This is a genomic window from Brucella sp. HL-2, from assembly GCF_025846885.2.
GTDB classification, from domain to species: domain Bacteria; phylum Pseudomonadota; class Alphaproteobacteria; order Rhizobiales; family Rhizobiaceae; genus Brucella; species Brucella quorumnocens.
The window spans coordinates 71,244-98,223 of sequence record NZ_JAOYTK010000001.1 but is presented as its reverse complement, the minus strand read 5'-3'; the positions used below and the strand labels follow the sequence as shown (position 1 = coordinate 98,223).

Genomic DNA, 26,980 nt, shown 5'->3' with positions numbered 1-26,980 from the left:
TGCAGGCTCAATGCATGGATTTGGGCACGGATTTGGGCACGGATTTGGGCATGGACTTGGGCATGGACTTGGTTTGCTGGAGCGCTGTTCATGCGGGTGTATGGTGCTCTCGAAGTAGATATCGCGAAAGGAAAATCTGGCATGATCAATCAATCGCATTTCTTCAAGCCGATTGAGAGCAAGTTGATCAGGAATGGGGCAAAGCGGCGGGCACTTGCACTTCTAACCGGATTGACGATTGCGAGTGTGGCCGCGGTGGGAACCGCAAAAGCAGACGCTTTATACCGAACCGAATATGAAATCTCGATGTTTGGCCTTTCCATCGCGCGCTCAGCGATTGAAACCATTGTCAAAGGCGCCAATTACGGCGTCAATGGTCGCTTCAAGACATCTGGTATTGCCCGCGTTTTCGACGATACGGACGGGACGGTCTATGTGGGCGGCAGTTCTGCCCCCGGTAAGGTAACACCCTCGGCCTTCGATCTTGCCTATAAGCATGGACGAAAGAACAAGAGCACAAAGATACGTTTTGCAGGTGGCAACGTAACAAGCGCTGAAAATTTGCCACCAGTGAAAAAGCGCGATCCCTGGGTGGAGACAGCTCCAAACGATCTGGTCAATGTGAGCGATCCGCTAAGCGCACTTATGATTCCGACCCGAGACCCAAAAGCTGTTTGCAATCGCACACTGAGTGTCTTTGATGGTCAGACTCGTGCCGATATCCGATTGGATTTCAATGGCACTGAATCCTTCACTACCGAAGGCTTCACCGGCGAATCGGTCATCTGTTCGGCCAAGTTCACACCAATCTCGGGCTATCAAAAGGGCAAGAAGGCGATTGATTATCTGAGCACCCGCAGCAAGATCACGATCTCCTTTGCATCGCTTGGCGATTCCGGTATCTATGCGCCCGTTGTGGCACGCATCGGCACACAGCTGGGGACACTGAAGATCGAGGCGACACGATTTGAAAAGATAAGATAACGGGACGCCAAAGACGGCTTGAGCCGCGCGAGCGATCCCGCAAATGGGGGGATCAATCATGAAGTTGGCGACGCTGATCGGCTTTTCGGCCATAGCGATGTGGGCGCTTCTGGCGCTTTTTACTGCCGGTTCCGGTCAGGTTCCTCCATTCCAACTGTCAGCCATGACGTTTTCAGTCGGCGCATCCATAGGCCTCATTTCCTGGCTGTGGCGCCCGAATGCCGTCAAACATCTGCGCCAACCGCCAATCGTCTGGTTTGTTGGTGTGGTTGGCCTTTTCGGCTACCATTTTCTCTATTTTACCGCGCTCCGAAATGCGCCTGCCGTTGATGCCAGCCTGATTGCCTATCTCTGGCCGCTGCTGATTGTGATTGGATCCGCCCTGATGCCGGGCGAACGGCTCCACTGGTATCATATCGCGGGCGCGCTTCTTGGTCTTGGCGGGACCGTGCTGATCGTGAGTAAAGGCGGTGGTTTCGGCTTTGAAGCCCGTTACAGCTTTGGTTACGCAATGGCCGCACTTTGCGCTTTGACGTGGTCGAGCTATTCGCTGCTCTCTCGCCGTTTTTCGAGCGTGCCGACGGATGCTGTAACCGGTTTCTGCGTGGCGACCGCTGTTCTGTCACTGATCTGCCATCTGGCACTTGAACAGACAGTGTGGCCGGAAACCGGAATGCAATGGCTTTGCGTTCTGGCACTTGGCCTGTTGCCTGTGGGAGCGGCGTTTTATGCCTGGGATTTTGGAGTGAAGCGCGGCAATATTCAGGTGCTGGGCGCAGCAAGTTATGCCGCCCCGCTTCTATCCACGCTTGTTCTGATCTTAGCCGGTACGGCCCAGCCATCCATGCGCATTCTCGCCGCTTGCCTGTTGATTACGGCAGGTGCGGCGCTGGCTGCAAAAGACATGATTTTTTCGCGGGGCAAAGAAGCGGTACCCGCCGAGTAAAGTTAGAGCATGTCTCCCAAAAGTGGGAACCGATTTTGGGATGAAGACATGCGTAAATACAAATAGTGAGACGTATTTCTGGCGATTCATCTTAAACAGGAAATATTCTAGTGACTGGGATGCAGGCATTCCTCGTGATTGCCGAGAATTTCGATAACCCGGCACTGATCGATGCGGCCATGTGCTGTGCAATCGAGCATGCGTAACAATTCCGTCTTCAAAGACATCAGTTTTGCAATACGGTGCTCGACATCAATCAGGCGCGCGCGCGCAATAGAATCAGCTGCAGCACATGATTGGTCGGGATTGTCCTGAAGGTCGAGAAGCGTGCGGATCGCGTCCACTTCAAAGCCCAGATCGCGGGCGTGACGGATAAACAGAAGCCGCTGGACATCGCTGTTGTCGTAAAGACGGCGATTGCCTTCCGTGCGTGGCGGAACCGGAAGAAGCCCGATTTGCTCGTAATAACGGATTGTTGGCACTTTTACGCCACTGGCTTTTGATGCCTCGCCAATCGGAACATTGGTAATCATTTTTTCGCTTGCTCCTCTAGTCACTAGAGGATGTAGATCTTGTTTCAGATAATTCAAGGGCGTTCTGAAAAGGGCAAATCATGAACGAGATTCTGAAACAAAACCGATTTCGTGTGGAAGGCATGGATTGCGCTTCCTGTGCGACGAAGATCGATACCGCTGTGCGCCGCGTTGCAGGTGTGGAAGATGTGTCCGTATCGGTGACGACAGGCATGATGACGGTGCGCCATGATGGCAGCAGCGATCTGGAAAGCGTTGCCAAAAAGGTGCGCAGCCTTGGTTACAGTGTTGAGCCAGTAGCGGATGAAAAAGCTCCGGCCAAGCATGACCACGATCATGCAGGTTGCAGCGGTCACGATCACAAGCATGACCATCATGATCATGATCACGACCATGAGGAAGCAGAAGCAAAGCAGATTACTGCCGGAACCAATAGTTTCCGCTTTCAGGTGGATGGTATGGATTGCGCTTCTTGTGCAGCCAAGATCGATACGGCTGTGCGTCGCGTTGGTGGCGTGCAGGATGTTTCAGTTTCTGTGACCAATGGTACCATGACCGTCAATCATGATGGCTCGGCAAACCCCGACGAGATTGCTGCAAAGGTGACGGGACTTGGCTATAAGGCCAGCGCGCAGCCAGCCGTTGGCAAGAAGGCATCGCCAACGGCTCCCGCAAAGCCCAAACGCTGGTGGCGGACCGGCAAAGGCCAGATGATGCTTGCCTGTGGCGGCGGTCTGGTGGTTGCCTACATTGTTGGCCATCTTTACCCGCCGATTGCCTTGTGGGCCTTCACGGCTGCGATGCTGATTGGTCTTATACCGATCGCAAAACGCGCTTATTCGGCAGCCATCAACGGCACTCCGTTCTCTATTGAAATGCTGATGACGATTGCCGCAATCGGTGCTGTTATCATCGGTGCCACTGAGGAAGCGGCAGCCGTCGTCTTCCTGTTCTTGGTTGGCGAACTGCTCGAAGGTGTTGCTGCCGGCAAGGCACGCGCAAGCATTCAGTCGCTGACAGCGCTGGTGCCCAAGACCGCATTTCTCGAAAGCAATGGTGGTTCGACAAGGGAAGTTTCAGCGGAAGACCTGAATGTTGGCGATGTAATCTCTGTGCGTCCAGGTGACCGTATGCCTGCCGATGGCGAAATTATATCGGGCGAAAGTGCTGTCGATGAAGCGCCGGTGACGGGCGAAAGCACGCCAGTTGGCAAGGTAGTGGGCGATAGTGTGTTTGCAGGCACCATCAATGGTGACGGGCTGCTTCGTGTGAAGGTAACGGCTGCGGCGCAAGACAACACCATTGCACGCGTTGTGCGGCTGGTGGAAGAAGCACAGGAAGCCAAGGCACCAACCGAGCGTTTCATCAATCGCTTTTCGACCTATTACACGCCGGGCGTTGTCCTGGTTGCAGCTTTGGTTGCGATCCTGCCGCCACTGGTGGCGGGGGGCGCATGGGATGAATGGATCTACAAAGGTCTCGCCATTTTGCTGATCGGTTGCCCTTGCGCGCTGGTTATTTCGACGCCTGCTGCGATTGCAGCTTCGCTTTCTGCTGGCGCACGTCGGGGGCTTCTGTTGAAGGGCGGTGCGGTTCTTGAGACAATCGGTAAGATCACTACCGCTTGCTTCGATAAGACCGGCACGCTGACTGAAGGCAAGCCGCAGGTAACGGATGTTCTTCCTGCAGGGCTTTCAGAAGAAGAAGTTCTGCGCCTTGCTGCGTCGCTTGATGCGGGCTCAAGCCATCCTCTTGCGCTGGCAATTGTCGGTGCAGCAGAGGCGCGCGGTCTGAAACTATCCGAGGTTTCGACAGGCAAAGCCCATGGCGGTAAGGGTGTGTCAGGCAAGGCCAATGGCATTGAACTGTTCCTCGGTTCGCGTAGGGCTGCCAATGAAATCTCAGCCATTCCAGATGAACTTGCGGCCCGAATTACCGCATGCAACGATGAAGGCAAGACGGTTTCGGTACTGGTCGCGGACGGCAGGATTGCAGGTGCCATCGCCATGCGCGACGAACCTCGTGCTGATGCGATAGCCGGACTTAAGACGTTGAAAGATGCAGGCATTCGCACCGTGATGCTGACTGGCGACAATCGCCGTACTGCGGAAGCCATCGGCAAGGATCTCGGCATCGAGGTGCGTGCGGAACTTCTGCCGGAAGACAAACAGCGCATCGTCGGTGAGCTTCGTAATGAAGGTCAGGTCGTTGCCAAAGTTGGTGATGGTATCAACGATGCGCCAGCGCTGGCTGCGGCTGATGTCGGCATTGCCATGGGCGGCGGCACCGATGTGGCTCTGGAGACAGCGGATGCCGCAGTGCTGCATGGTCGGGTGGGAGACGTTGCAGCCATGGTCGATCTGTCTCAGCGGACCATGCGCAATATCCATCAGAACATCACAATTGCCCTTGGGCTGAAGGCTGTGTTTCTCGTAACGACCGTGCTGGGGATTACCGGCCTCTGGCCAGCCATTCTGGCCGATACGGGCGCGACCGTTCTGGTAACGATCAATGCGCTGCGTTTGTTAAGACAGCCAAGCTGATAAAAAAACCGGCGAAGGAAACTTCGCCGGTTTTTTCTTGATGCATTACTCGCCGATCAATTCGCGAATGCGCTCGCCATATTGTTTGCCGAAGGCCACGTGCTCGGGATTGATCTGCTTCACTTCATCGACAAGCTGATCTTCTTCCTCGGCATCAGCCGCCGCAAGTGCGCTCATCATGGCGAAATAGCCAAGAAGATAATCGCGCGGCTCGATATTCTCAGCCTTCATCACAGCAACAACTTGCGGGCGCGATTCAATGCTCTTCACCATGGAATCCATGGAAGGCTGCGCATCTTGCCCTTCTTCGGCAGTAGGTGAGAGCTGCATGTCTTCAAGCTTGTTATGGATCTTTTCCATCCGCGCGAGAAGGTCTTCGGTCAGCTTGAAATTGTTGATGTCAGCAGGCGTTTGCGGCGGTGTTGCGATTGCCAGTATATCTTCCGCAACGGCCACTTTCACAGACTGCGGCAGGATCATAAGCGATAAGCCGAAGAGGGCTGCAGCATGGAGGCTTTTAAAGTGGGAAAAGTTCTTCATGGTAACATCCTAAAATAGATCTTTACGCTTACGGATTTCTGCAAAAACCGCTTCATCGGTAGCTTCCTGCATACCAAGACGTGAGCGGATATAGCCGTCGTGCCAGCGCAGGAATGGATTGGTTGCCATTTCGAGCGCTATGCTGGAAGGCAGGGTCATCTTATCTGCCGCACGCAACCGCGCAATACCCTGTGCCCGCTCTTTGAGCGCTGAATTATCCGCGTCGATAGTCAATGCAAAGCGAGCATTGCTTTCGGTATATTCATGGCCGCAATAAACCGCCGTGTCACCGGGCAGAGCGACGAGCTTTTGCAACGACCGGAACATGGTTGCAGGCGTCCCTTCAAACAACCGTCCGCAGCCCAGCGCAAAAAGCGTGTCGCCAGTGAACACTACTTTCGCTTCCGGCAGATAGAATGAAATCTCACCGGACGTATGTCCGGGTGTCGAGATAACCTGAACCTTGAACAGACCGAAGGTAAATTCATCCCCATCCGCAACGGTGCGATCAATGCCGGGGATTTTGCTTTCCTCGGCCTTCGGACCAATGATGCTGACGCCGAATTTGGCTTTCAGCTGCTCATTGCCTTCGACATGGTCGAGGTGGTGGTGGGTCGTGAAGATGAAGTCCAGCGTCCAGCCACGGCGCTTAAGCGCCGCTTCGATGGCATTTGCGTCGGGCGCATCGATCGCCGCCGTCAGGGCGCTTTCAGGATCATGAATGAGAACGCCATAATTATCGCTACGGCAGATGAATTGCTCGATATCGAGCCTTTTGTCTATCTGGGGCATGGCGTCCTCCATTTTCATGCATTTGTTATTCGGCTTGCGCCCTAACCTTGCTTATTCGCCTCAGGCAAAGTGTGCTTCTGGATAAGCGGCATTTGTGAAAGCGTGAAGACAATGGTGATCGGCATGATGCCCCAGACCTTGAAGGAAACCCAGGCATCAGTTGAAAAATTCCGCCAGACAAGCTCATTCACAATCGCGAGGAAAACAAAGAACAGCCCCCAGCGGAAGGTGAGTTTGCGCCAGCCCTCGGCGTCCAGCTTGAAAGCAGAATCAAACACATAACCGAGCAGGGATTTGCCAAACAAAAGCCCACCCAGGAGGATCGCGCCAAACAGCGTGTTGACGATGGTCGGCTTCATCTTGATGAAGGTATCGTTGTGCAGCCAGAGTGTCAGCGCACCAAACACCAGAACCACGATGCCTGAAATGAGCGGCATCATCGGCAATGTGCGCGTCATCGACCATGACACAGCAAGTGCTATGACAGTTGCCACCATGAAAAGTGCGGTTGCGAGAAAGATCGGTTCACCGATCTGACCGAGCAAGGGAAAGCGCTCAATCAGGCTTTCGCCGCGTGCATTGGCGAAAAAGAACACCAGAAGCGGTCCAAGTTCCAATGCAAGCTTGAGCAGCGGCGGAACTTCCTTGCGTTCGGCTTCTGTCTTTTCCGACGGGTCGCGTTCGAAAACGGGATGCTGCATCAGGCAACTCCTGCGATGGCGCGGGCAAAATCCTTGGCCGCAAATGGTTCAAGATCGTCGACACCTTCGCCGACACCGATGAAGTAGATCGGTAGCTTATGTTTGGCTGAGATTGCCACCAGAATGCCGCCACGTGCCGTGCCGTCGAGTTTGGTCATGACGAGACCATTGACGCCAGCGATGTTCTTGAAAATCTCGACCTGATTGAGCGCGTTTTGCCCAGTAGTGGCATCAAGCGTCTGCAAAACAGTGTGCGGTGCCTCTGGATCGTGCTTGCCTAAAACGCGGACGATCTTGGCAAGTTCTTCCATCAGCTCGGCCTTGTTCTGCAAGCGGCCAGCAGTGTCGATGATGAGCACGTCGCTGCCCGCATCTTTTGCCTGTTTCCAGGCATCATAGGCGAGACCCGCCGCATCGGCACCGAGTTTGCTTGAGACAACCGGCGAGCCGGTGCGTTCACCCCAGATGTGGAGCTGTTCAATTGCAGCGGCGCGGAATGTGTCGCCTGCTGCCAGCATGACCTTGAGCCCACCTGCGGTAAGTTTTGCCGCCAGCTTGCCAATGGTCGTGGTCTTGCCGGTGCCGTTAACGCCGACAACCAGAATGACATGCGGCTTGTGCGAAAGATCAAGTTCCAGCGGTTTGGCAACAGGGCCCAGCACCTTCTCGATTTCCGCACCCATGATGTTGCGGACTTCTTCGCCGGTCACATCCTTGCCGTAACGACCCGATGAAAGGGCGTCCGTCACGCGCATTGCTGTTTCAAGTCCGAGATCGGCCTGAATGAGAACGTCTTCTAGGTCCTGCAACGTGTCTTCATCAAGTTTGCGCTTGGTGAAAATGCTACCGATGGAATCGCTCAGCGAATTCGATGAACGCAACAATCCGCGACGCAGACGCTCAAACCACGACAGCTTTGGCTCTGGAGCAGCTTCGACCGGCGTTTCGTCCTGATGTTCTTCAACGGCCTTGGCAACCTTGACCTTTTTAGGTTTCACCGGCTCAGGTTGAGGTGCAGGTTCGACCACTTCCTCGACAATCGGCGTCTCGATAAATTCCGGAACGTCTGCGATTTCGGGCTGTTTCAGCTCAACGACAGGTTCTGGCTCTGGTTCAACAACCGGCTCGATCGCTGGCACTTCAACGACGACGGGTTCGATTGCCCCAAGCTCCATCACTGGGGGCTCCATAACAGGCGGCTGTTCGATAGGAATTTCGATCTCGGCAACCGGATGTTCCGGCTCAGCCTTTTCTTCTTCCACCGTTTGAGCCGCAGGTTCTTCAGCCGGCTCGGGCTCGGCTACGACCAAAGGCGTATCCGGTTCGGAGACCACCACTTCAGCGACAGTGATTTCCGTTTCTTTGGGTACTTCGACGGCTTCAGGAAGCTGTGCTTCCACTGCAGCTTCAACAGTAGCTTCAGCAGTATCGGGGGCCGATTGTTCGACCGGCTTTTCTTCGACCTCCTTCTTGCCGAAGGAGAACATTTTCTTGATGAAGCCCATTGCCATAAATTTTGATGCCCTGTTTAGCTTTAAGCCGCTTGCGGCTCTGCCTGACGGGTAAGAAGTTTTTCTCCGTCATGACCCGTCACAATTCTATCGATGATTTCGCCGGGATTGCCCTGATCGATCACGGCGAGCGTAAAGCCTTCCGTTCGCGCAATGCCTTCCTTCTCGATCAGCAGGCGCTGGTGAGTGCCGTTGAGAGAAGTGAGATGCTTTTCATAGGCGCGGTCGCCAACGGCACGCAGCCGTGCTGCACGTTCCTTGACGATTTCACGCCGAACCTGTGGCATGCGCGCGGCTGGTGTGCCTTCGCGGGCGCTATAGGGAAAGACGTGCAGATGCGTGAGCCCGCATTCCTCGACGATCTTCATCGAGTTTGCGAACATTTCTTCAGTCTCTGTCGGAAAACCGGCGATAATGTCGGCACCGAACACGATATCGGGACGCAACGCGCGTACATCCTCACAGAAGCGAATGGAGTCATCACGCAAATGGCGGCGCTTCATGCGCTTGAGGATCATGTCGTCGCCTGCCTGAAGCGACAGATGCAGATGCGGCATCAGGCGTTTTTCATTGGCGATGGCGTCCATAAGATCATCATCAGCTTCGATGGAATCAATGGATGAAAGCCGCAGACGCTGCAAACCTGGCACCTGCGTCAGAACCGTCTTCACCAGTTTGCCGAGACGAAGGCTTCCCGGCAGATCAGGACCGTAAGAGGTCATGTCCACACCGGTCAAAACCACTTCGGCATAACCGTTATCGACGAGGCGTTTGACCTGATCGATGACACCGCCCATCGGCACGGAACGCGAATTGCCACGACCATAAGGAATAATGCAGAAGGTGCAGCGGTGATCGCAGCCGTTCTGTACCTGCACGAAAGCGCGCGCACGGCCTTCGATGGCATCAACCATGTGGCTTGCAGTTTCGCGCACTTCCATGATGTCATTGACGCGAACCTTCTCGAACTGGTTCACGCCGAAATCAGGCAGCATGCGGTAGGAATTGGACTTGAGCTTTTCCTCGTTGCCCAGAATGAGGTCGACTTCATCCATCGCTTCGAATTTGGCCGATTCAGTCTGCGCAGCACAACCGGTGACAATAATGCGCGCTTCCGGGTTGTCTCGACGCGCCTTGCGGATTGCCTGGCGCGCCTGACGCACGGCTTCCGATGTCACCGCGCAGGTGTTGAAAATGATCGCGCCGTCTTTCAGCTCGCCCAGACCCGCGGCATCTGCTTCGCGCTTCATCACCTCGGATTCATAGGTGTTGAGACGACATCCAAAGGTTACGACTTCCACGCTCATCAGGCAGCTCCCCGGTCTTGATTGGGGGCGTACTCCCATTCGCCGGTTGCAGGATCAAATGTGCCGTCGAACTCCCATTCGGCAGGGCCGGTCATCATGACGTGATCATCCTCGCGCCATTCGATTTTAAGCGGACCGCCGGGGACGTTCACTGTGACGCTGCGCTCTGTGCGTCCGGTTCGTGCGCCTGAAACGGCGGCAGCACAAGCGGCTGAACCGCAGGCAAGGGTGAGACCCGCACCGCGTTCCCATGTGCGCAGATTGATGCTTTCACGTGATGTCACTTGAGCGATGGAAATATTGGCGCGTTCCGGAAAGATCGGATCGTGCTCCAGCCCCGGTCCATGTTGATCGAGCGCATAGGACCAGACGTCGTTTTCGACCCAGAAAATTGCATGCGGATTGCCCATGGAGGCAATCGAAGGTGATTGCAGGACGGGTGCGTCCACAGGGCCTGCAGAAAGGTTGATGGCCCGCGTGTCGGCAACTTCATGGGCGAGGGGGATTTCCTTCCAGCCGAAATGCGGCTTGCCCATATCGACGGTAATCAGCCCGTCTTCGTGCTCATTGGCGGTCAGGATGCCAGCCAGTGTCTGGAAAATGTAATCCTGTTTTCCGCTTTCGTTAGAAAGCCACTGCACAACGCAGCGAGTGCCATTGCCGCAAGCCTGCGCCTGTGTGCCATCGCAATTGATGATCTCGATATAATGATCGGTGCCAGGCGTCTTGGGGTCATGGATGGCCATGATCTGATCAAATGAGGTTGCCTCATCTCCGGCCAAACGGATGGCAGCGGTCGGAGCGATACGATCGCTACGTCCGCGCATATCGGCAACAATGATCTTGTTGCCCAGTCCGTTCATTTTGGAGAAGACTGCCTTGCTCATTGCTGGTTCCGGGTCCCGTTCATTTGGCCGTTCATGTTGGAAAGGCTCTATATGGCGGAAAAGCCCACAAATTGCCAGTACCGGCGCGCTTTTGGCCGCACCGGTATCGGTTCATCATCTTTATGGATCGCAGATTACTCAGAAACTGTGTCCTTCCTGCGCCATTCTGAAAATTTCTAAGCTATTTCAAGCGTTCTTGATGCCATCTCACCCACATTTGCGCCATTGCACAGTTGATTTTTTAACCATATCGCCATTTTATCGGTGCAATATTGTTTTTAGGTCGAGTCTTCATGCTCGATGGTGCGAGGGGCACTCCCCCAATTAGTCAGGCCCCAGATCAAGCCCCAGATCACGCCCCAAGTACACGAAGGAATTGGAGAACCAGATGGGAATTTCAAAAGCAAGTTTGCTCAGCATTGCTGCAGCGGGCGTCATTTTGGCCGGTTGCCAAAGCTCCCGAGTTGGAGGCTTTGACAACAATGCATCGCCGCCGCCGCCAGCACCACTGAGATCTGCTCCCGTCAGTTCCGTACAGTCTGGTAATCTTAACGCTCCGAATTCTTTCCCAACCGCGCCGACGACCAGCACTGCTCCACAGGACGGGAATACGCAGGTTGCAAGCCTTCCACCCGAATCAGCACCTGATCTGACACCGGGTACGGTCGCAGGTGTCTGGAATGCATCGCTTGCCGGTCAGAACTGTAAGATCGCAACGCCGCAGACCAAGTATGGTCAGGGTTTCCGCGCGGGTCCGCTGCGCTGCCCGGGCGAACTTGGAAGCCTTGCTTCGTGGTCGGTCAGCGGCAAGCAGCTTTCGCTCTATGATGCGAATGGCGGAACAGTCGCGACGCTCTATTCCTCGGGTCAGGGCCGTTTCGATGGTCAGACCACAGGCGGTCAGGCAGTTTCGCTGTCGCGCTGATAAGTCATTAACGTTTAAAACAGGCGGAGCAGTCGCAAGACGCTCCGCCGTTTTTGCAATTAGAGCGTTTCCATTTTTGACGGAATTGGAAGAAATGCTCTAGTGGTTTGTTTTCAAGCATGTCTTTGTCCCCAAACCGGTTCCCGCTTTTGGGAGGCATGCTATAAGCGGTGAACGGAAGCAATCATGTCTTTCGACGGTAATCTGAAAGCGTTTCCTTCGGTCAGCGAGCATTATGATGCGCTGGTGAGGGCAGGCGAAGTTGAAGTCGATCCAGCGCAGCTTGAGCTCACCAAACGCTATGATCGCCTGATCGAAGAAGTTTGCACCAAGCGTCTGTCGCGCAAATCAAGCGCCCTTGGCTGGCTGTTCGGCAAGCGCAAGGAAGTCGCAATCGTCAAGGGACTTTACGTGCACGGCGAAGTCGGGCGCGGCAAGACCATGCTGATGGACATGTTCTTTCAGCTTCTGCCAGTTGAACGCAAACGCCGTGCGCATTTCAATGATTTCATGGCTGATGCGCATGAGCGCATCAACGCCCACCGTCAAGCCTTGAAACGGGGTGAAACCAAGCAGGAAGACCCGATCCCGCCAGTCGCAGAAGCGCTGGCCGAGCAGGCATGGGTGCTTTGCTTTGATGAGTTTACCGTGACTGATATTGCCGATGCGATGATCCTGTCGCGTCTGTTCAGCGCCTTGTTCGCTCGCGGCGTGGTACTGATCGCAACATCCAATGTTGCGCCCGACAATCTCTACCGCGACGGGTTAAACCGCCAGCTCTTCCTGCCATTCGTCAATATCCTCAAGCAGCATGTCGATGTGATCAATCTCGATTCGCGCACCGATTACCGTCTGGAAAAACTTGATCGCCAGCCGGTTTATCTGACGCCGCTCGGTTCGGAGACGACCAAACGCATGGATGCCGCATGGACTGCCCATAAAAATGGTGCGGAAGAAAAGCCGGATGTGATCCACATCAAAGGGCGCGACATTCCCGTGCGCCATGCAGTGGCAGGAGCGGCACGGTTCACTTTCAATGAGCTTTGCGCGCAGCCGCTTGCTGCATCCGATTATATTGCTATCGTCACACGATATCAGACGTTGTTTATCGATGATGTGCCGATACTCGATTATTCACGCCGCAATGAGGCCAAACGCTTTATTCTGCTGATCGACGTGCTTTATGATCATCATGCGCGGTTATTCATCTCTGCCGAAGCGCAGCCTGAAAAGCTTTATGAAGCAAGACAAGGCGTGGAAGCCTTCGAATTTGACCGCACAGCTTCGCGCCTGTTTGAAATGCAGAGCGCTGAATATCTCGATGCATTTTCCGAGAAAGCAGAAAGCTGAGACAGGGCTTATACACTTTCCTTCGCGTATCATTGAACTGCCACAGACTCGACTTATAGGAACTACGGGCTATGTTGTTCTGGCAGGAGCTTGGGTTGAATGCGGTTGTTTCCTAATCGTGTGTCCTTGCCTGTAAAACTAATCTGCGGCCCGGCTGACGCATTATGAGCAATGCGAAACAGCCGGACGACGGCAGCGAATTGCCTTGAATTTGCCAAAATATCTTACGTTTACGTAAGAACATATAATTCTAAACGATTGAAAACATTAGTCGCAAAATAATGAGTTGAGTTTTTTTGCAAAGAGTCCTATCGAACCCTCGCAGCGCAGACGCGTTTTCCGGGAGGAAACCGGATAGCTTCATGCGTTTCTGGATCAAACTTGAGGAAAGAAACAATCATGGCACGCAACAAGATTGCCCTCATCGGCTCCGGCATGATCGGCGGCACGCTCGCTCATCTTGCTGGTCTGAAGGAACTCGGCGACGTCGTCCTTTTCGACATTGCGGAAGGCACTCCGCAGGGTAAGGGACTGGATATTGCAGAATCTTCACCGGTTGACGGTTTTGATGCGAAGTTCACCGGTGCAAACGACTATGCCGCGATCGAAGGCGCAGACGTTGTCATCGTTACCGCAGGCGTGCCGCGTAAGCCGGGCATGAGCCGCGATGATCTTCTGGGTATCAACCTGAAGGTCATGGAACAGGTCGGCGCAGGCATCAAGAAATATGCTCCTGAAGCTTTCGTCATCTGCATCACCAACCCGCTCGATGCGATGGTCTGGGCTTTGCAGAAGTTTTCCGGTCTGCCAGCACACAAGGTTGTCGGCATGGCTGGCGTTTTGGACAGCGCCCGTTTCCGCTACTTCCTGTCGGAAGAATTCAACGTGTCGGTCGAAGACGTCACTGCATTCGTGCTTGGTGGCCACGGCGACAGCATGGTTCCTCTCGCTCGTTACTCGACTGTTGCCGGTATCCCGCTGCCAGACCTCGTCAAGATGGGCTGGACCAGCCAGGAAAAGCTCGACAAGATCATTCAGCGCACCCGCGATGGCGGCGCAGAAATTGTCGGCCTGCTCAAGACCGGTTCCGCTTTCTACGCACCGGCAGCGTCCGCCATTCAGATGGCTGAATCCTACCTCAAGGACAAGAAGCGCGTTCTGCCTGTCGCAGCACAGCTTTCCGGTCAGTATGGCGTCAAGGACATGTATGTCGGCGTTCCAACCGTGATCGGTGCCAATGGCGTTGAACGTATTATCGAGATCGATCTCGATAAGGACGAAAAGGCCGAGTTCGAAAAGTCGGTCGCATCTGTTGCCGGTCTTTGCGAGGCCTGCATCGGCATTGCTCCGTCACTGAAATAAGTTCCAGACAAGGCCGGATCGCTGCGAGATACGCAGTCCCGGCCTTTTCCGGCTGTCAATTATCGGTCGAAGATTCGGGCCGTACCGGCTCAGTTGAAAGGGCCGGGAATCCGTAGAGGACAACCAGATGAATATTCATGAATACCAGGCCAAGCGCCTGCTTCACACCTTCGGCGCCCCGATCGCCAATGGTGTGGCTGTCTATTCCGTCGAACAGGCGGAAGAATGGGCAAAGACGCTTCCAGGACCGCTTTATGTCGTCAAGAGCCAGATCCACGCTGGTGGCCGCGGCAAGGGCAAGTTCAAGGAACTCGGTCCTGATGCCAAGGGCGGCGTGCGCCTTGCAAAGTCGATCGAAGAAGTGGTTTCCCACGCAAAGGAAATGCTCGGCAACACACTCGTTACCAAGCAGACCGGCGATGCTGGCAAGCAGGTCAACCGTCTTTACATCGAAGATGGTGCAGACATCGAGCGCGAGCTCTATCTCTCGATCCTGATCGACCGCACCGTCGGCCGTCCGGCTTTCGTCGTTTCGACAGAAGGCGGCATGGATATCGAAGCTGTTGCTGAAGAAACCCCTGAGAAGATCATCACGGTCGCAATCGATCCTGCCAAGGGCGTGACCGATGCAGACGCCAACAAGCTCGCCGATGCGCTGAAGCTTGAAGGTGAAGCCCGTGAAGACGGCCTCAAGCTGTTCCCGATCCTCTATAAGGCCTTCACCGAGAAGGACATGAGCCTTCTGGAAATCAACCCGCTGATCGTCATGACCAATGGTCGCGTGCGCGTTCTCGATGCCAAGGTATCGTTCGACGGCAATGCACTGTTCCGTCATCCTGACATTCAGGAACTGCGCGATCTGTCGGAAGAAGACGAAAAAGAAATCGAAGCTTCCAAGCACGATCTCGCTTACGTCGCTCTTGATGGCAACATCGGCTGCATGGTCAACGGCGCAGGCCTTGCCATGGCGACCATGGATATCATCAAGCTCTACGGTGCAGAGCCAGCTAACTTCCTCGACGTTGGTGGCGGCGCTACCAAGGAGAAGGTAACGTCGGCGTTCAAGATCATCACCGCTGATCCGGCTGTCCAGGGCATTCTGGTCAACATCTTCGGTGGCATCATGAAGTGCGACGTGATCGCTGAAGGCGTTATCGCTGCGGTCAAGGAAGTCGGCCTCAAGGTTCCATTGGTTGTCCGTCTTGAAGGCACCAATGTTGAGCTTGGCAAGAAGATCATCAACGAGAGCGGCCTGAATGTTATTTCGGCTGACGATCTCGACGATGCTGCGCAGAAAATCGTCGCTGCAGTGAAGGGAAACTAAGGCATGTCCATTCTCGTTAACAAGGACACCAAGGTTCTCGTACAGGGCCTGACCGGCAAGACCGGCACTTTCCACACCGAACAGGCGCTTGCTTATTATGGCACGCAGATGGTCGGCGGTATCAATCCTAAGAAGGGTGGCGAGACCTGGGAAGGTTCCAAGGGCGAAAAGCTTCCGATTTTCGCAACTGTTGCAGAAGCCAAGGAACGCACAGGTGCAGACGCATCGGTGATCTACGTTCCGCCAGCAGGTGCTGCGGCTGCAATCATCGAAGCGATCGAAGCTGAAGTCAGCTTCATCGTCTGCATCACCGAAGGCATTCCGGTCATGGACATGGTTCGCGTCAAGGAGCGTCTGGAACGCTCGAAGTCGCGCCTGCTCGGACCAAACTGCCCAGGCATCCTGACTCCTGAAGAATGCAAGATCGGCATCATGCCGGGCAATATCTTCAAGAAGGGTTCGGTGGGTGTTGTTTCCCGCTCCGGCACACTTACCTATGAGGCAGTGTTCCAGACCTCGAACGAAGGTCTTGGCCAGACAACCGCTGTCGGTATCGGCGGCGATCCGGTCAAGGGCACTGAGTTCATCGACGTGTTGGAAATGTTCCTCGCCGATGATGAAACCAAGTCGATCGTCATGATCGGTGAAATCGGTGGCTCCGCTGAAGAAGAAGCAGCGCAGTTCCTGAAGGACGAAGCAAAGCGCGGTCGCAAGAAGCCAATGGTTGGTTTCATCGCTGGCCGTACAGCTCCTGCCGGACGCACCATGGGCCATGCTGGCGCCGTGATCTCGGGCGGCAAGGGCGGCGCAGAAGACAAGATTGCAGCCATGGAATCGGCTGGCATTCGCGTGTCTCCTTCGCCAGCACAGCTTGGCAAGACGCTGGTCGAAGTCCTCAAGGGCTGAGATCGCATTGCTGATTGAAATGCCCCGGCAGTGGCGAAAGCTGCTGCCGGGTTTAATACAGATACCGGAGACGGCCGGTTTAAGGGCCGATTTAAGAGAATGTCAGGCTTTGGCCATCATTCTTCTGCAGGACCATCATTCTTCTGCAGGAATTGAGTTTTGTGATCGAGTTATGCCGGGGTCTGTTGTGGTTCCTCCCCGGCGGCGTGAGGGATGAAGTTGAGAGAGCTTCCGGCCCGCGCATGATGAGCTACTACAAGGAGACGGAGCGGAGGCTCCGGATTAGGTTATGGCAAGGCAAGAACAAGCCAACGACGTTTTCGCCCTTACCTCGTTCCTCTATGGCGGCAATGCCGATTATATCGAGGAGCTTTACGCCAAGTATGAGGATGATCCCAACTCGGTCGATGCTGAGTGGCGCGATTTCTTCGCGCAGCTGAAAGACGACGCCGATGATGTGCGCAAGAATGCGCAGGGTGCATCCTGGACAAAGCCGAACTGGCCCATTCCTGCGAATGGCGAGCTGGTATCCGCGCTTGATGGCAACTGGGCTGACGTTGAAAAGCACGTTACCGACAAGCTGAAGGGTAAGGCCGGAAAAGGCGATGCCAAAAGTGCGGCAGCTGCTGCCCTGACAGCCGAAGAGATTGCACAGGCTGCACGCGACAGCGTTCGCGCCATCATGATGATCCGCGCCTATCGCATGCGTGGCCATCTGCATGCCAATCTCGATCCGCTCGGTCTTGCTGAAAAGCCAAATGATTTCAGCGAACTCGATCCATCGAGCTATGGGTTTACGCCTGCTGACTACACACGCAAGATCTTCATCGACAACGTACTCGGTCTCGAATATGCGACCGTTCCGCAGATGCTTGAAATCCTCAAGCGCACCTATTGCGGCAATATCGGCGTCGAGTTCATGCATATTTCCGATCCAGTTGAAAAGGCTTGGATTCAGGAACGCATCGAAGGTCCGGACAAAGGCTATGCTTTCACTGCTGAAGGCAAGAAGGCCATTCTGTCGAAGCTGATCGAAGCCGAAGGTTTCGAGCAGTTCATTGACGTGAAGTATAAGGGCACCAAGCGTTTTGGTCTTGATGGCGGTGAATCTCTGATTCCGGCACTGGAACAGATCGTCAAGCGTGGCGGCCAGATGGGCCTCAAGGAAGTCGTGCTCGGCATGGCGCACCGTGGTCGTCTGAACGTGCTTTCCCAGGTTATGGGCAAGCCGCATCGCGCTATCTTCCACGAGTTCAAGGGCGGTTCTTACGCACCGGACGATGTGGAAGGTTCGGGCGACGTGAAGTATCACCTTGGTGCTTCATCGGACCGTGAGTTCGATGGCAACAAGGTTCACCTTTCGCTGACCGCAAATCCGTCGCATCTTGAAATCGTCAACCCGGTTGTCATGGGTAAGGCGCGCGCCAAGCAGGACCTGCTTGTTGGCCGCACCCGCGATGACATGGTGCCATTGAGCGAACGCGCAAAGGTTCTGCCGCTGCTGCTGCACGGTGATGCTGCATTCGCTGGTCAGGGCGTTGTAGCTGAGTGCCTTGGTCTTTCGGGCCTTAAGGGTCACCGCGTCGGCGGTACGCTGCACTTCATCATCAACAACCAGATCGGTTTCACCACCAATCCGGCCTTCTCGCGTTCATCGCCTTATCCATCGGATGTGGCAAAGATGATTGAAGCGCCGATCTTCCACGTCAATGGTGACGATCCGGAAGCTGTGGTTTTTGCAGCCAAGGTTGCAATGGAATTCCGCATGACCTTCCACAAGCCGGTGGTCATCGACATGTTCTGCTACCGTCGCTTCGGCCACAATGAAGGTGACGAACCTTCATTCACCCAGCCGTTGATGTACAAGGAAATCCGCGCTCATAAGACCACTGTTCAGCTCTACAGCGAAAAGCTGCTTGGCGAAGGTCTTGTAACGCAGGCTGACATCGACAAGATGAAGGCGGACTGGCGTGAGCGGCTTGAACAGGAATTTGAAGCTGGTCAGAGTTATAAGCCAAACAAGGCTGACTGGCTGGACGGTGCCTGGGCTGGCCTGCGCACAGCAGACAATGCAGACGAACAGCGCCGCGGCAAGACCGGTGTACCGATCAAGACGCTCAAGGAAATCGGTAAGAAGCTTGTTGAAGTGCCGAAGGATTTCAACGTCCATCGCACCATCCAGCGCTTCCTTGATAACCGCGCCAAGATGATCGAAACCGGTGAAGGCATCGATTGGGCAACCGCTGAATCGCTGGCGTTTGGTTCGCTGGTTGCTGAAGGCAGCCCGATCCGCCTGTCGGGTCAGGACGTTGAACGCGGCACTTTCTCGCAGCGTCACACGGTTCTCTACGATCAGGAAACCCAGAACCGCTATACGCCCCTGAACAACATTCAGAAGGGGCAGGCGATCTACGAAGCCATCAACTCGATGCTTTCGGAAGAAGCAGTGCTCGGCTACGAATATGGTTATTCGCTGTCCGATCCGCGTGCTCTGGTCCTCTGGGAAGCTCAGTTCGGCGATTTCGCCAACGGTGCACAGGTCGTTTTCGATCAGTTCATCTCGTCGGGTGAGCGCAAGTGGCTTCGTATGTCCGGTCTCGTCTGCCTTCTGCCGCACGGTTTTGAAGGTCAGGGTCCTGAGCATTCCTCGGCACGTCTGGAGCGCTGGTTGCAGATGTGTGCGGAAGATAACATGCAGGTCGCCAACGTTACGACGCCGGCTAACTACTTCCACATTCTGCGCCGTCAGATGAAGCGTGACTTCCGTAAGCCGCTCATCATGATGACGCCGAAGTCGCTGCTGCGCCACAAGCGTGCTGTTTCGACCCTCAACGAACTGTCGGGCGATTCTTCGTTCCACCGTCTGCTTTGGGATGATGCCCAGTACAACAAGGGCGATGGGATCAAGCTTCAGAAGGATGCCAAGATCCGTCGCGTCGTTCTGTGCTCGGGCAAGGTCTATTACGATCTGTATGAAGAGCGCGAAAAGCGTGGCATCGATGATGTCTACCTGCTGCGTGTGGAACAACTTTATCCGTTCCCGGCTAAGGCGCTCATCAATGAGCTCTCCCGCTTCCGTCATGCGGAAATCGTCTGGTGTCAGGAAGAACCAAAGAACATGGGTGCGTGGTCGTTCATCGATCCGTATCTGGAATGGGTTCTTGCACATATCGATGCCAAGCATCAGCGCGTTCGCTACACCGGTCGTCCGGCAGCAGCTTCGCCTGCGACGGGTCTGATGTCGAAGCATCTTGCACAGCTCGAGGCTTTCCTCGAGGATGCGCTTGGAAACTAATTTAATTTTCGGCTTGGAGCGGTTTGGAAAAATCGCTTCCAGCTTGAATTGAACGTAAAATCTAAAGATCGAAGATCACGGAAGAAGAAACCATGGCCACCGAAATTCGCGTTCCCACGCTTGGGGAGTCCGTTACTGAGGCAACCATCGGAAAGTGGTTCAAGAAGGTTGGCGACGCTATCGCTGCTGACGAACCGCTGGTGGAACTGGAAACCGACAAGGTGACGATTGAAGTTCCGGCAGCGGCTGCTGGCGTTCTCGCTGAAATCGTGGCGCAGGAAGGTGACACCGTTGAAGTCAACGCACTGCTCGGCCAGATTTCGGGCGCGGGTTCCGCTCCTGCTCCTAAGAAGGAAGAAGCCAAGCCAGCGGCTGCCGCTGCTTCTGCCCCTGCTGCTTCAACCTCGGGACCTGCAATGCAGCCAGCCCCTGCTGCCTCCAAGATCCTTTCTGAAAATGGCCTTTCGGCTGATCAGGTTGAAGGTTCGGGCAAGCGCGGTCAGGTTCTCAAGGGCGATGTTCTTGATGCGATTGCAAAGGGCGTTTCGGCCGCTCCGGCTGCCGCCGCAGCACCTGCTGCTGCCCGTCCGGCATCATCAGCTGGCGACGCCTCGCGCGAAGAACGCGTGAAGATGACCCGCCTGCGTCAGACGATTGCACGTCGTCTGAAAGACGCACAGAACACCGCTGCAATGCTGACGACTTACAACGAAGTCGACATGTCTGCTGTGATGGAACTGCGTTCGCGTTATAAGGACATCTTTGAAAAGAAGCACGGCGTGAAGCTTGGCTTCATGGGTTTCTTCACGAAGGCTGTAACCCATGCGCTCAAGGAAATCCCGGCTGTTAACGCCGAGATCGACGGCACCGACATCATCTACAAGAACTTTGCGCATGTTGGCATGGCTGTCGGCACCGACAAGGGTCTTGTTGTTCCTGTCATCCGTGACGCAGATCAGCTTTCGATCGCTGGCGTTGAAAAAGAACTGGGACGTCTTGCCAAGGCAGCACGCGACGGTTCGCTTTCGGTTGGCGACATGCAGGGCGGCACCTTCACCATCACCAATGGTGGTGTTTACGGCTCGCTGATGTCCTCGCCGATCCTCAATGCGCCGCAGTCGGGTATTCTCGGTATGCACAAGATCCAGGATCGCCCGGTTGTTGTTGGCGGTCAGATCGTTATCCGTCCGATGATGTATCTGGCACTGAGCTACGATCACCGCATCGTTGACGGCAAGGAAGCCGTAACCTTCCTCGTCCGCGTCAAGGAAAGCCTCGAAGATCCGGAACGTCTCGTTCTCGACCTGTAAGATGCGATACCCCTGAAGGCACGGCTTTCAGGGGACGCGTACAACGGTTTCAGTTAAGACTGAATCGTTGGAGCCGCTGTAACTATTTTTTTTTGCGCATTATCCAACGCCAAACGGCTTCGCAGTTTTTGGTTCAAATGCTTTAACAAGGAATTACGTGATGGAGCCGGGTTTATTTTCCGCGTCACCTTTTCTCCCGCTGATTGGCTGGAGTGTTGCCCTGCTGGTGTTTCATATCCTCCTGCAGGGCTGGACAGTGACGAAGGAACTCGGCTCTCAATGGAATGCGGGTCCGCGCGACAATGGGTTGAAACCCACCGGCCATCTTGCCGGTCGCGCGGAACGTGCCTCCAATAATTTCCGCGAAACCTATCCCGCATTTATCGCTTTGGCGCTTGCACTTGTGTTCAAGGGTGATGCTCACGGATGGGGGCTTTATGGTGCGTGGATCTGGTTTGCATGCCGCATTGTCTATATTCCGCTTTATCTTGCGGGTATTCCCTATATCCGCTCGCTCGTCTGGATCGGTTCGCTAGCCGGGCTTGCGCTCATGTTTTTCAATCTGGTTTTTTGACGGTTGTCCGCATCTGACGGGTGCGGAGCGAAGGAAAAGTGATGCATCCCTATCTGTTTGAACTTGCATCTCTGATGGCGATTTTCGTCTTTGCTATCGTTTCGCCGGGTGCTGATCTTGCGATGGTGATCCGTCAGTCGTTGATGCAGGGACGTCGCGAAGCGATCATCACCAGCTTCGGCATTGGTGCTGCCTTCATGATGCATGTCACCTATACGGTGCTTGGCCTGGGGCTGATCATTTCTCAGTCGATCTATCTCTTCAACATCGTCAAATGGTGTGGCGTCGCCTATCTGATCTATATCGGCATCAAGGCGTTGCGCGCAGGTGCCACCAAGATCGATGTCGATATGACCGCGCAGGAGCCGAGCCGCAAGCAAAGTGCACTCAAGGCTTTCAGCCTGGGCTTTGCCGCTAATGCGCTTAATCCGAAGGCGGTCTTCTTCTTCCTCTCCATCTTTTCGACGGTTATCAGCGTTCATACGCCAACCGAAGTCAAACTTGGTTACGGTGTGGTTATGGCCACGACTTTGATTTCGTGGTTTATCGGTGTCAGCCTTTTCATGACGACGCCGAAGATGCGTGCCGTTTTCTCGCGCGCTTCAAAATGGATCGACAGAACAAGCGGCGTGGTTTTCATTGCTCTTGGTCTGAAACTTGCCATCGTGAAAGCGCAGTAGCGCGAACTGCCGGACAACCGAGGAGAACCGACAGATGCATGACGTGAAGAAGCTCTTCAAGGTGGTGGCTGCATCGGCGCTGGCCGTGACGGTTTTTTCAAGCGCCGTTCAGGCCGCTTGTACGCAGAACCGCGCTGTTTATCGCGATCAGGGTGACGCCTACACGCTGACTTTTCATGCCGCGCAGTCCAATGCGCTCAAGATGAGCCCGGCACCGACCAACGAATTCACAATCACTGCCGATGATAAGCCAGAGTTCAAACTCTCCGGCCTCGTCATTTGGCCGGAAGAGGGGGTTGCACGCCCCTATGCGCTCATTACCTATAACTGCAAGAATGGTGGCACCGATCCGGAGGACCTCGATGATTGCAGCCTCTGGCAAAGCGTTGTCTACGCGCTGAAGGAAGGTGCAGAAGCGGATGTGCTGCCGAAGGCCGATGAGCCAGCAGCGCAGGCCATCCTGTTTCCCGATCTGGCAACGGCGCTGGACGGGTATGATTTTGGTGCAGCGAAGCCTGAAAAGCCGCTGCAATTTGAAACGTTCCGTTTCAAATCGTGCTCGCCTGAAGAAGAATGACCGGATTGCCGGTTGTATGAAAGTTTAAGGGTCTTAGAACGACCCATTCTGGATCAGACTGAAGAAGGATAGTTCAATGTCTTACGATGTGGTTGTCATCGGTACCGGCCCTGGCGGTTATGTCGCCGCAATCAAGGCCGCACAGCTCGGCCTTTCCGTGGCTGTTGTGGAAAAGCGCAAGACCTTTGGCGGCACTTGTCTCAATGTTGGCTGCATTCCTTCCAAGGCGCTGCTGCACGCATCCGAAGTGTTTGCTGAAGCCGGTCATTCCTTCGACACGCTGGGCGTTGAAATCGGTAAGCCGAAGCTCAACCTCGAAAAAATGCTGGCTCACAAGGACGCGACGGTAAAGTCGAACGTCACTGGCGTTGAATTCCTGTTCAAGAAAAACAAGATCACGCCTTTTATCGGCACCGGCAAGATCGTTGCCAAAGGCAAGGTTTCCGTGACCGCTGAAGACGGCACTGTTCAGGAAATCGAAGCTAAGAACATCATCATCGCAACCGGTTCAGACGTTGCTGGCATTCCTGGCGTCAAGGTCGACATTGATGAAAAAATCATTGTGTCCTCGACCGGCGCAATCGCTTTCGACAAGGTTCCGGGTCATTTGGTTGTCGTTGGCGGCGGCGTAATTGGTCTCGAACTTGGTTCGGTCTGGGCACGTCTGGGAGCGAAAGTGACCGTTGTCGAATATCTCGACAAGGTGCTTGGCGCGATGGATGGCGAAGTATCCAAGCAGTTCCAGCGTCTTCTCGAAAAGCAGGGCATTGTTTTCAAGCTGAACGCAAAGGTTACTGGCGTTGAAAAGGCCGGTAAGGGTGCGAAAGTGACCTTTGAACCAGTCAAGGGCGGCGATGCCGAAACCATTGACGCTGATGCCGTTCTGATTTCCACGGGCCGCCGTCCTTACACGGATGGTCTTGGTCTTGCGGAAGCAGGCGTGAATGTCGACGATCGCGGTCGCGTTGCAATCGATGGTCACTGGCGCACCAATGTCGAAGGCATCTATGCCATCGGCGACGTTGTGCAGGGTCCGATGCTTGCGCACAAGGCCGAGGACGAAGGTATCGCGGTTGCTGAAATCATTGCCGGTCAGGCTGGACACGTAAACTTTGACGTTATTCCAAGCGTTGTTTACACGCAGCCAGAAGTAGCGTCTGTCGGCAAGACCGAAGAAGAGCTGAAAGCCGCAGGCATCGAATACAAGATCGGCAAGTTCCCGTTCACGGCAAACGGTCGCGCACGCGCCATGCTGCACACGGATGGTTTCGTGAAGATCCTCGCCGACAAGGCAACTGATCGCGTATTGGGTGCTCATATCCTTGGTTATAATGCTGGTGAAATGATCCACGAACTGGCTGTTCTGATGGAGTTTGGTGGTTCGTCTGAAGATCTCGCACGTACCTGCCATGCGCATCCAACCATGTCGGAAGCTGTTCGTGAATCGGCACTGGCGACCTTCGCCAAGCCAATCCATATGTAATTGTTGTTTAAGCTCGGTATGCAAAAGGCCCGCGAAAGCGGGCCTTTTTCGTAGAATTAGTTTTGTGCTGGCGGTGTGGCCGGTGGAGTTGCAGGCGGTGCTGCGGGCGGCATCGTGGTTTCGCCCTGTGCAGCAGGCGGCGGCGGTGCTGCCGTATCCGTGCTACTGCCGCCGCGATAAAAGAAATAGCCGAGTATCAGAATGGCCGCTACCAGAATAACAGCCAGCATAAGGCCGTTGCTTCCTCTGGGCTGTGGCGGCCTTCCGACGGGGTTGGCGAGCGGGTCGGCATGACGCGGACTGTTCAGCGGATCATTACGGGGATCGAGTGGGTCAACCATTAGCTCTCCTCCAGTTGGTTGTATCCATTGGAGAGTTAACGCAAAGAAGTTCCGATTGTTCCGTCTTACATTGCCGAGACGCGATAACCCTCATTGCGTAACAATTCGACCAGACCTTCTTTGCCGGGCAAATGTAGCGCACCAACAGCAATGAACATCCCGCCTTTCTCAAGAAGTGGGGCTGCACGTTCCGCCATGGTGTGATTGCGGTCGGTGAGCATGACTTTCTGGAAAAGGTCATAGTCTTCATCGGTCAGATCACCGGGAACAATTTTGCGTAGAGCGGGCATGATCATTCCGGTTTCGCCCTGAAGATAAAGGGCGATCATTGTCTCTGTGGTGTCTTCGATTGCGTCGCCGAAATCAGCAGTGGCAATCAGATTGCGCATATGAAAATCGAGCGGAAGCTTGTTCATGGCGCCTAGTTGTTCGGCTGCTGTCTCCAATCCTTCCACGGGGCGTCCTTCTTCTTCGGCGTCCCCTGCAAGTTGACCATCGAGAAACGCTTCGCCGCGCAGCTTTCGTTCCCGCTCACATTTGGGAAGTGCCAGCAGGCTGCTGACGATCCACGGCTTCATTTTGGCGACAGCGCCAAGAACAATACCGCGCGCCTCAAGCTTTTGGGTGATTTCGGCAAGGCGATCGGGTGGCAGATGCGATTGTAGCGTCGTACCATCGGTAAAAAGCATCAGCTCCGGCTGTTCCAGCTTGAGCCGAAAAAGAGCTTTCTGATCAAGAACGTCGGTGGCTTCGATCACGATGGTGTCGGCAGACGCATAAGCCCTTGCAGCAGTATCCGGTAATTTCATCACACGAGGGTCGCTGAGATGAATGGTGCCGAAAAGATAAGACGGTGCCAGTCCGTCCTTTTCTATCTTCCAGATAATGCCTTTGTGATTGGGAATGGTCTCTGTTTCTGCGCGTAGCTCGTCCCAGAGTTTTGGGTCTTTCTTGTCCAGACCGTCGAGCAGATTGACACCACGTGTGGTGCAGGTCGTGGAAGCCTCTTCCGCGCGAACATGGATCGAGCTTGCAAAGAGGGCGCAGGCAAACAGGAGAAACAGCTTTTTCATAAAGAGAATATAGGTGGTCGGGCGCGATATTAAATGCCAATTTTCAGGCGCGCGGATGCGCCTTGTCATAAACTTCGAGAAGTCGCGCCGTATCGACGCCGGTATAGACCTGCGTGGTCGACAGGCTCGCATGGCCCAGCAATTCCTGAATGGTGCGCAGATCACCACCGCGACCCAAAAGATGCGTGGCAAAAGAATGGCGCAGCGCATGTGGCGTTGCAGTATCCGGCAGACCAAGACCGGCACGGAGCTTTTGCATTTCTCGCTGGATGATTGCCGAATGCAGTATCCCTCCCTTGGCACCGCGGAACAGCGGCTTTTCGACGGAAAGATCAAACGGACAAAGCGCGCGATATTGTGCGACCGCACGATGCACCGCCGGAAGCAGTGGCACCATGCGTGCCTTGCCGCCCTTACCAGTGATTGAGATCGAGAGGGCGGAAGCGTCATTGAGCGCGTCACCGGCAAGCCCAAGCGCTTCCGAGATACGCAGGCCGCAGCCATAGAGAAGCGTCAGGACCGCAGCATTGCGTGCTGCAATCCACGGCTCCTCTGCCATCTGTCCATCAGCTGCAACAACACGGCACGCATCTTCTGCGGTGAGGGGCTTTGGCAGCGATTTTGGCTGGCGGGGCGCACGTATCGCAGCCGCACCAGCCGCATTGACCAGACCACGTTTTTCCAGATGCCGCAGCAGTGACCGTACACCGGCAAGACCACGACCAAGCGTGCGCGCACCCACGCCATCATTGCGGCGATTGGCAAGAAACGAACGCAGATCAGCAACACGCAGATTACCGACATCCTTGATTGAGGGCGGTTCTCCCAGATGATGGGTTAGAAAATGCAGAAACTGGCGCGTGTCGCGTTCATAGGCTTCAAGCGTGTTTTCGGAAAGACGGCGCATATCTTTCAGCGTTTTCAGCCATTCTTCGCGCGCGGCCGCAAGATCGGCGCGGGCCGGGATCAGGATTTCGCTCTGTGTCGTCATGGCCGGGTTTCACTGCTTCCATTACAATCTACCCAGTTTGCCATT

24 protein-coding genes are annotated in these 26,980 nt (G+C 54.9%); 14 read left to right on the top strand and 10 right to left on the bottom strand.

All coding sequences use genetic code 11. The features are described 5' to 3' along the window. Positions 1–141 precede the first annotated feature (141 nt). Both OIV19_RS00485 and yddG read left to right on the top strand, forming a co-directional pair. On the top strand, positions 142–984 hold the full coding sequence (locus OIV19_RS00485) for a DUF3108 domain-containing protein (RefSeq protein WP_264230391.1): 843 nt from the start codon (positions 142–144) through the stop codon (positions 982–984). A gap of 58 nt (positions 985–1,042) precedes the next feature. Then, entirely contained in the window at positions 1,043–1,930 is an 888-nt protein-coding gene (gene yddG, locus OIV19_RS00480; protein ID WP_264230390.1) for an aromatic amino acid exporter YddG, read from the top strand. A 107-nt stretch (positions 1,931–2,037) separates the two neighbouring features. Here yddG and OIV19_RS00475 read toward each other — a convergent pair whose 3' ends face one another. Further along, a complete protein-coding gene (locus OIV19_RS00475; protein ID WP_191793337.1) occupies positions 2,038–2,460 on the bottom strand; it encodes a MerR family transcriptional regulator in 423 nt (140 codons plus the stop codon). Between the two features lie 95 nt (positions 2,461–2,555). Between OIV19_RS00475 and OIV19_RS00470 the strand changes: the two genes are divergently transcribed. Continuing rightward, positions 2,556–5,006 carry a heavy metal translocating P-type ATPase gene (locus tag OIV19_RS00470; protein WP_488713743.1) on the top strand — a complete coding sequence of 817 codons (2,451 nt, stop codon included), beginning with the start codon at positions 2,556–2,558 and terminating at the stop codon, positions 5,004–5,006. A gap of 45 nt (positions 5,007–5,051) precedes the next feature. On the opposite strand, the gene OIV19_RS00465 is transcribed toward OIV19_RS00470, so the two are convergent. The 6 genes from OIV19_RS00465 to dapF are packed head-to-tail and all read right to left on the bottom strand — an operon-like array spanning position 5,052 to position 10,744. Beyond that, positions 5,052–5,546: a hypothetical protein gene (locus tag OIV19_RS00465; protein WP_095447636.1), complete on the bottom strand. Its 495-nt coding sequence runs from the start codon at positions 5,544–5,546 to the stop codon at positions 5,052–5,054. Positions 5,547–5,555: 9 nt separating this feature from the next. After that, positions 5,556–6,338: a hydroxyacylglutathione hydrolase gene (gene gloB, locus OIV19_RS00460; protein WP_264230388.1), complete on the bottom strand. Its 783-nt coding sequence runs from the start codon at positions 6,336–6,338 to the stop codon at positions 5,556–5,558. 41 nt (positions 6,339–6,379) lie between these two features. Further along, entirely contained in the window at positions 6,380–7,039 is a 660-nt protein-coding gene (locus OIV19_RS00455; RefSeq protein WP_095447634.1) for a septation protein A, read from the bottom strand. After that, positions 7,039–8,550 carry a signal recognition particle-docking protein FtsY gene (gene ftsY / locus OIV19_RS00450; RefSeq protein ID WP_264230387.1) on the bottom strand — a complete coding sequence of 504 codons (1,512 nt, stop codon included), beginning with the start codon at positions 8,548–8,550 and terminating at the stop codon, positions 7,039–7,041. The genes OIV19_RS00455 and ftsY overlap by 1 nt, the downstream gene beginning before the upstream one ends. Before the next feature lie 23 nt (positions 8,551–8,573). After that, positions 8,574–9,857, bottom strand: coding sequence for a tRNA (N(6)-L-threonylcarbamoyladenosine(37)-C(2))-methylthiotransferase MtaB (gene mtaB, locus OIV19_RS00445; RefSeq protein ID WP_264230386.1), 1,284 nt, complete (start codon positions 9,855–9,857; stop codon positions 8,574–8,576). Then, complete coding sequence (dapF, locus tag OIV19_RS00440; protein WP_095447631.1) at positions 9,857–10,744, bottom strand: diaminopimelate epimerase; 888 nt, start codon at positions 10,742–10,744, stop codon at positions 9,857–9,859. The genes mtaB and dapF overlap by 1 nt, the downstream gene beginning before the upstream one ends. Before the next feature lie 388 nt (positions 10,745–11,132). Here dapF and OIV19_RS00435 point away from each other — a divergent pair, with 388 nt between their 5' ends. From OIV19_RS00435 to lpdA, 11 genes are all read left to right on the top strand, one after another. After that, complete coding sequence (locus OIV19_RS00435) at positions 11,133–11,669, top strand: protease inhibitor Inh/omp19 family protein (RefSeq protein WP_095447630.1); 537 nt, start codon at positions 11,133–11,135, stop codon at positions 11,667–11,669. A 186-nt stretch (positions 11,670–11,855) separates the two neighbouring features. Next, on the top strand, positions 11,856–13,019 hold the full coding sequence (gene zapE, locus OIV19_RS00430) for a cell division protein ZapE (protein WP_095447629.1): 1,164 nt from the start codon (positions 11,856–11,858) through the stop codon (positions 13,017–13,019). 399 nt (positions 13,020–13,418) lie between these two features. Further along, positions 13,419–14,381, top strand: coding sequence for a malate dehydrogenase (mdh, locus tag OIV19_RS00425; protein ID WP_095447628.1), 963 nt, complete (start codon positions 13,419–13,421; stop codon positions 14,379–14,381). A gap of 127 nt (positions 14,382–14,508) precedes the next feature. Further along, positions 14,509–15,705: an ADP-forming succinate--CoA ligase subunit beta gene (gene sucC, locus OIV19_RS00420; RefSeq protein ID WP_095447627.1), complete on the top strand. Its 1,197-nt coding sequence runs from the start codon at positions 14,509–14,511 to the stop codon at positions 15,703–15,705. 3 nt (positions 15,706–15,708) lie between these two features. Continuing rightward, positions 15,709–16,611, top strand: coding sequence for a succinate--CoA ligase subunit alpha (sucD, locus tag OIV19_RS00415; RefSeq protein ID WP_095447626.1), 903 nt, complete (start codon positions 15,709–15,711; stop codon positions 16,609–16,611). A gap of 289 nt (positions 16,612–16,900) precedes the next feature. Then, positions 16,901–19,906: a 2-oxoglutarate dehydrogenase E1 component gene (locus tag OIV19_RS00410; protein WP_095447625.1), complete on the top strand. Its 3,006-nt coding sequence runs from the start codon at positions 16,901–16,903 to the stop codon at positions 19,904–19,906. A gap of 92 nt (positions 19,907–19,998) precedes the next feature. Next, positions 19,999–21,216: a 2-oxoglutarate dehydrogenase complex dihydrolipoyllysine-residue succinyltransferase gene (gene odhB, locus OIV19_RS00405; RefSeq protein WP_264230385.1), complete on the top strand. Its 1,218-nt coding sequence runs from the start codon at positions 19,999–20,001 to the stop codon at positions 21,214–21,216. A gap of 160 nt (positions 21,217–21,376) precedes the next feature. Further along, positions 21,377–21,790, top strand: a complete 414-nt coding sequence (locus tag OIV19_RS00400; protein WP_264230384.1) for an MAPEG family protein — start codon at positions 21,377–21,379, stop codon at positions 21,788–21,790. A 41-nt stretch (positions 21,791–21,831) separates the two neighbouring features. After that, positions 21,832–22,470 (top strand): LysE family translocator, encoded by a 639-nt coding sequence (locus OIV19_RS00395; RefSeq protein ID WP_095447622.1) that lies wholly within the window; start codon positions 21,832–21,834, stop codon positions 22,468–22,470. 34 nt (positions 22,471–22,504) lie between these two features. Beyond that, a complete protein-coding gene (locus OIV19_RS00390; protein WP_095447621.1) occupies positions 22,505–23,047 on the top strand; it encodes a hypothetical protein in 543 nt (180 codons plus the stop codon). 76 nt (positions 23,048–23,123) lie between these two features. Further along, complete coding sequence (gene lpdA, locus OIV19_RS00385) at positions 23,124–24,530, top strand: dihydrolipoyl dehydrogenase (protein WP_264230383.1); 1,407 nt, start codon at positions 23,124–23,126, stop codon at positions 24,528–24,530. Between the two features lie 56 nt (positions 24,531–24,586). Here the strand turns inward: lpdA and OIV19_RS00380 are convergent, their stop codons facing one another. The 3 genes from OIV19_RS00380 to OIV19_RS00370 form a co-directional block, all read right to left on the bottom strand. After that, the gene (locus OIV19_RS00380) at positions 24,587–24,871 is read right to left on the bottom strand and encodes a hypothetical protein (protein ID WP_151092432.1); all 285 of its coding nucleotides are present in this window, start codon (positions 24,869–24,871) and stop codon (positions 24,587–24,589) included. A gap of 65 nt (positions 24,872–24,936) precedes the next feature. Further along, complete coding sequence (locus OIV19_RS00375; protein WP_264230644.1) at positions 24,937–25,944, bottom strand: TraB/GumN family protein; 1,008 nt, start codon at positions 25,942–25,944, stop codon at positions 24,937–24,939. 43 nt (positions 25,945–25,987) lie between these two features. Beyond that, positions 25,988–26,935: a tyrosine recombinase XerC gene (locus tag OIV19_RS00370; protein ID WP_264230382.1), complete on the bottom strand. Its 948-nt coding sequence runs from the start codon at positions 26,933–26,935 to the stop codon at positions 25,988–25,990. Positions 26,936–26,980 lie beyond the last annotated feature (45 nt).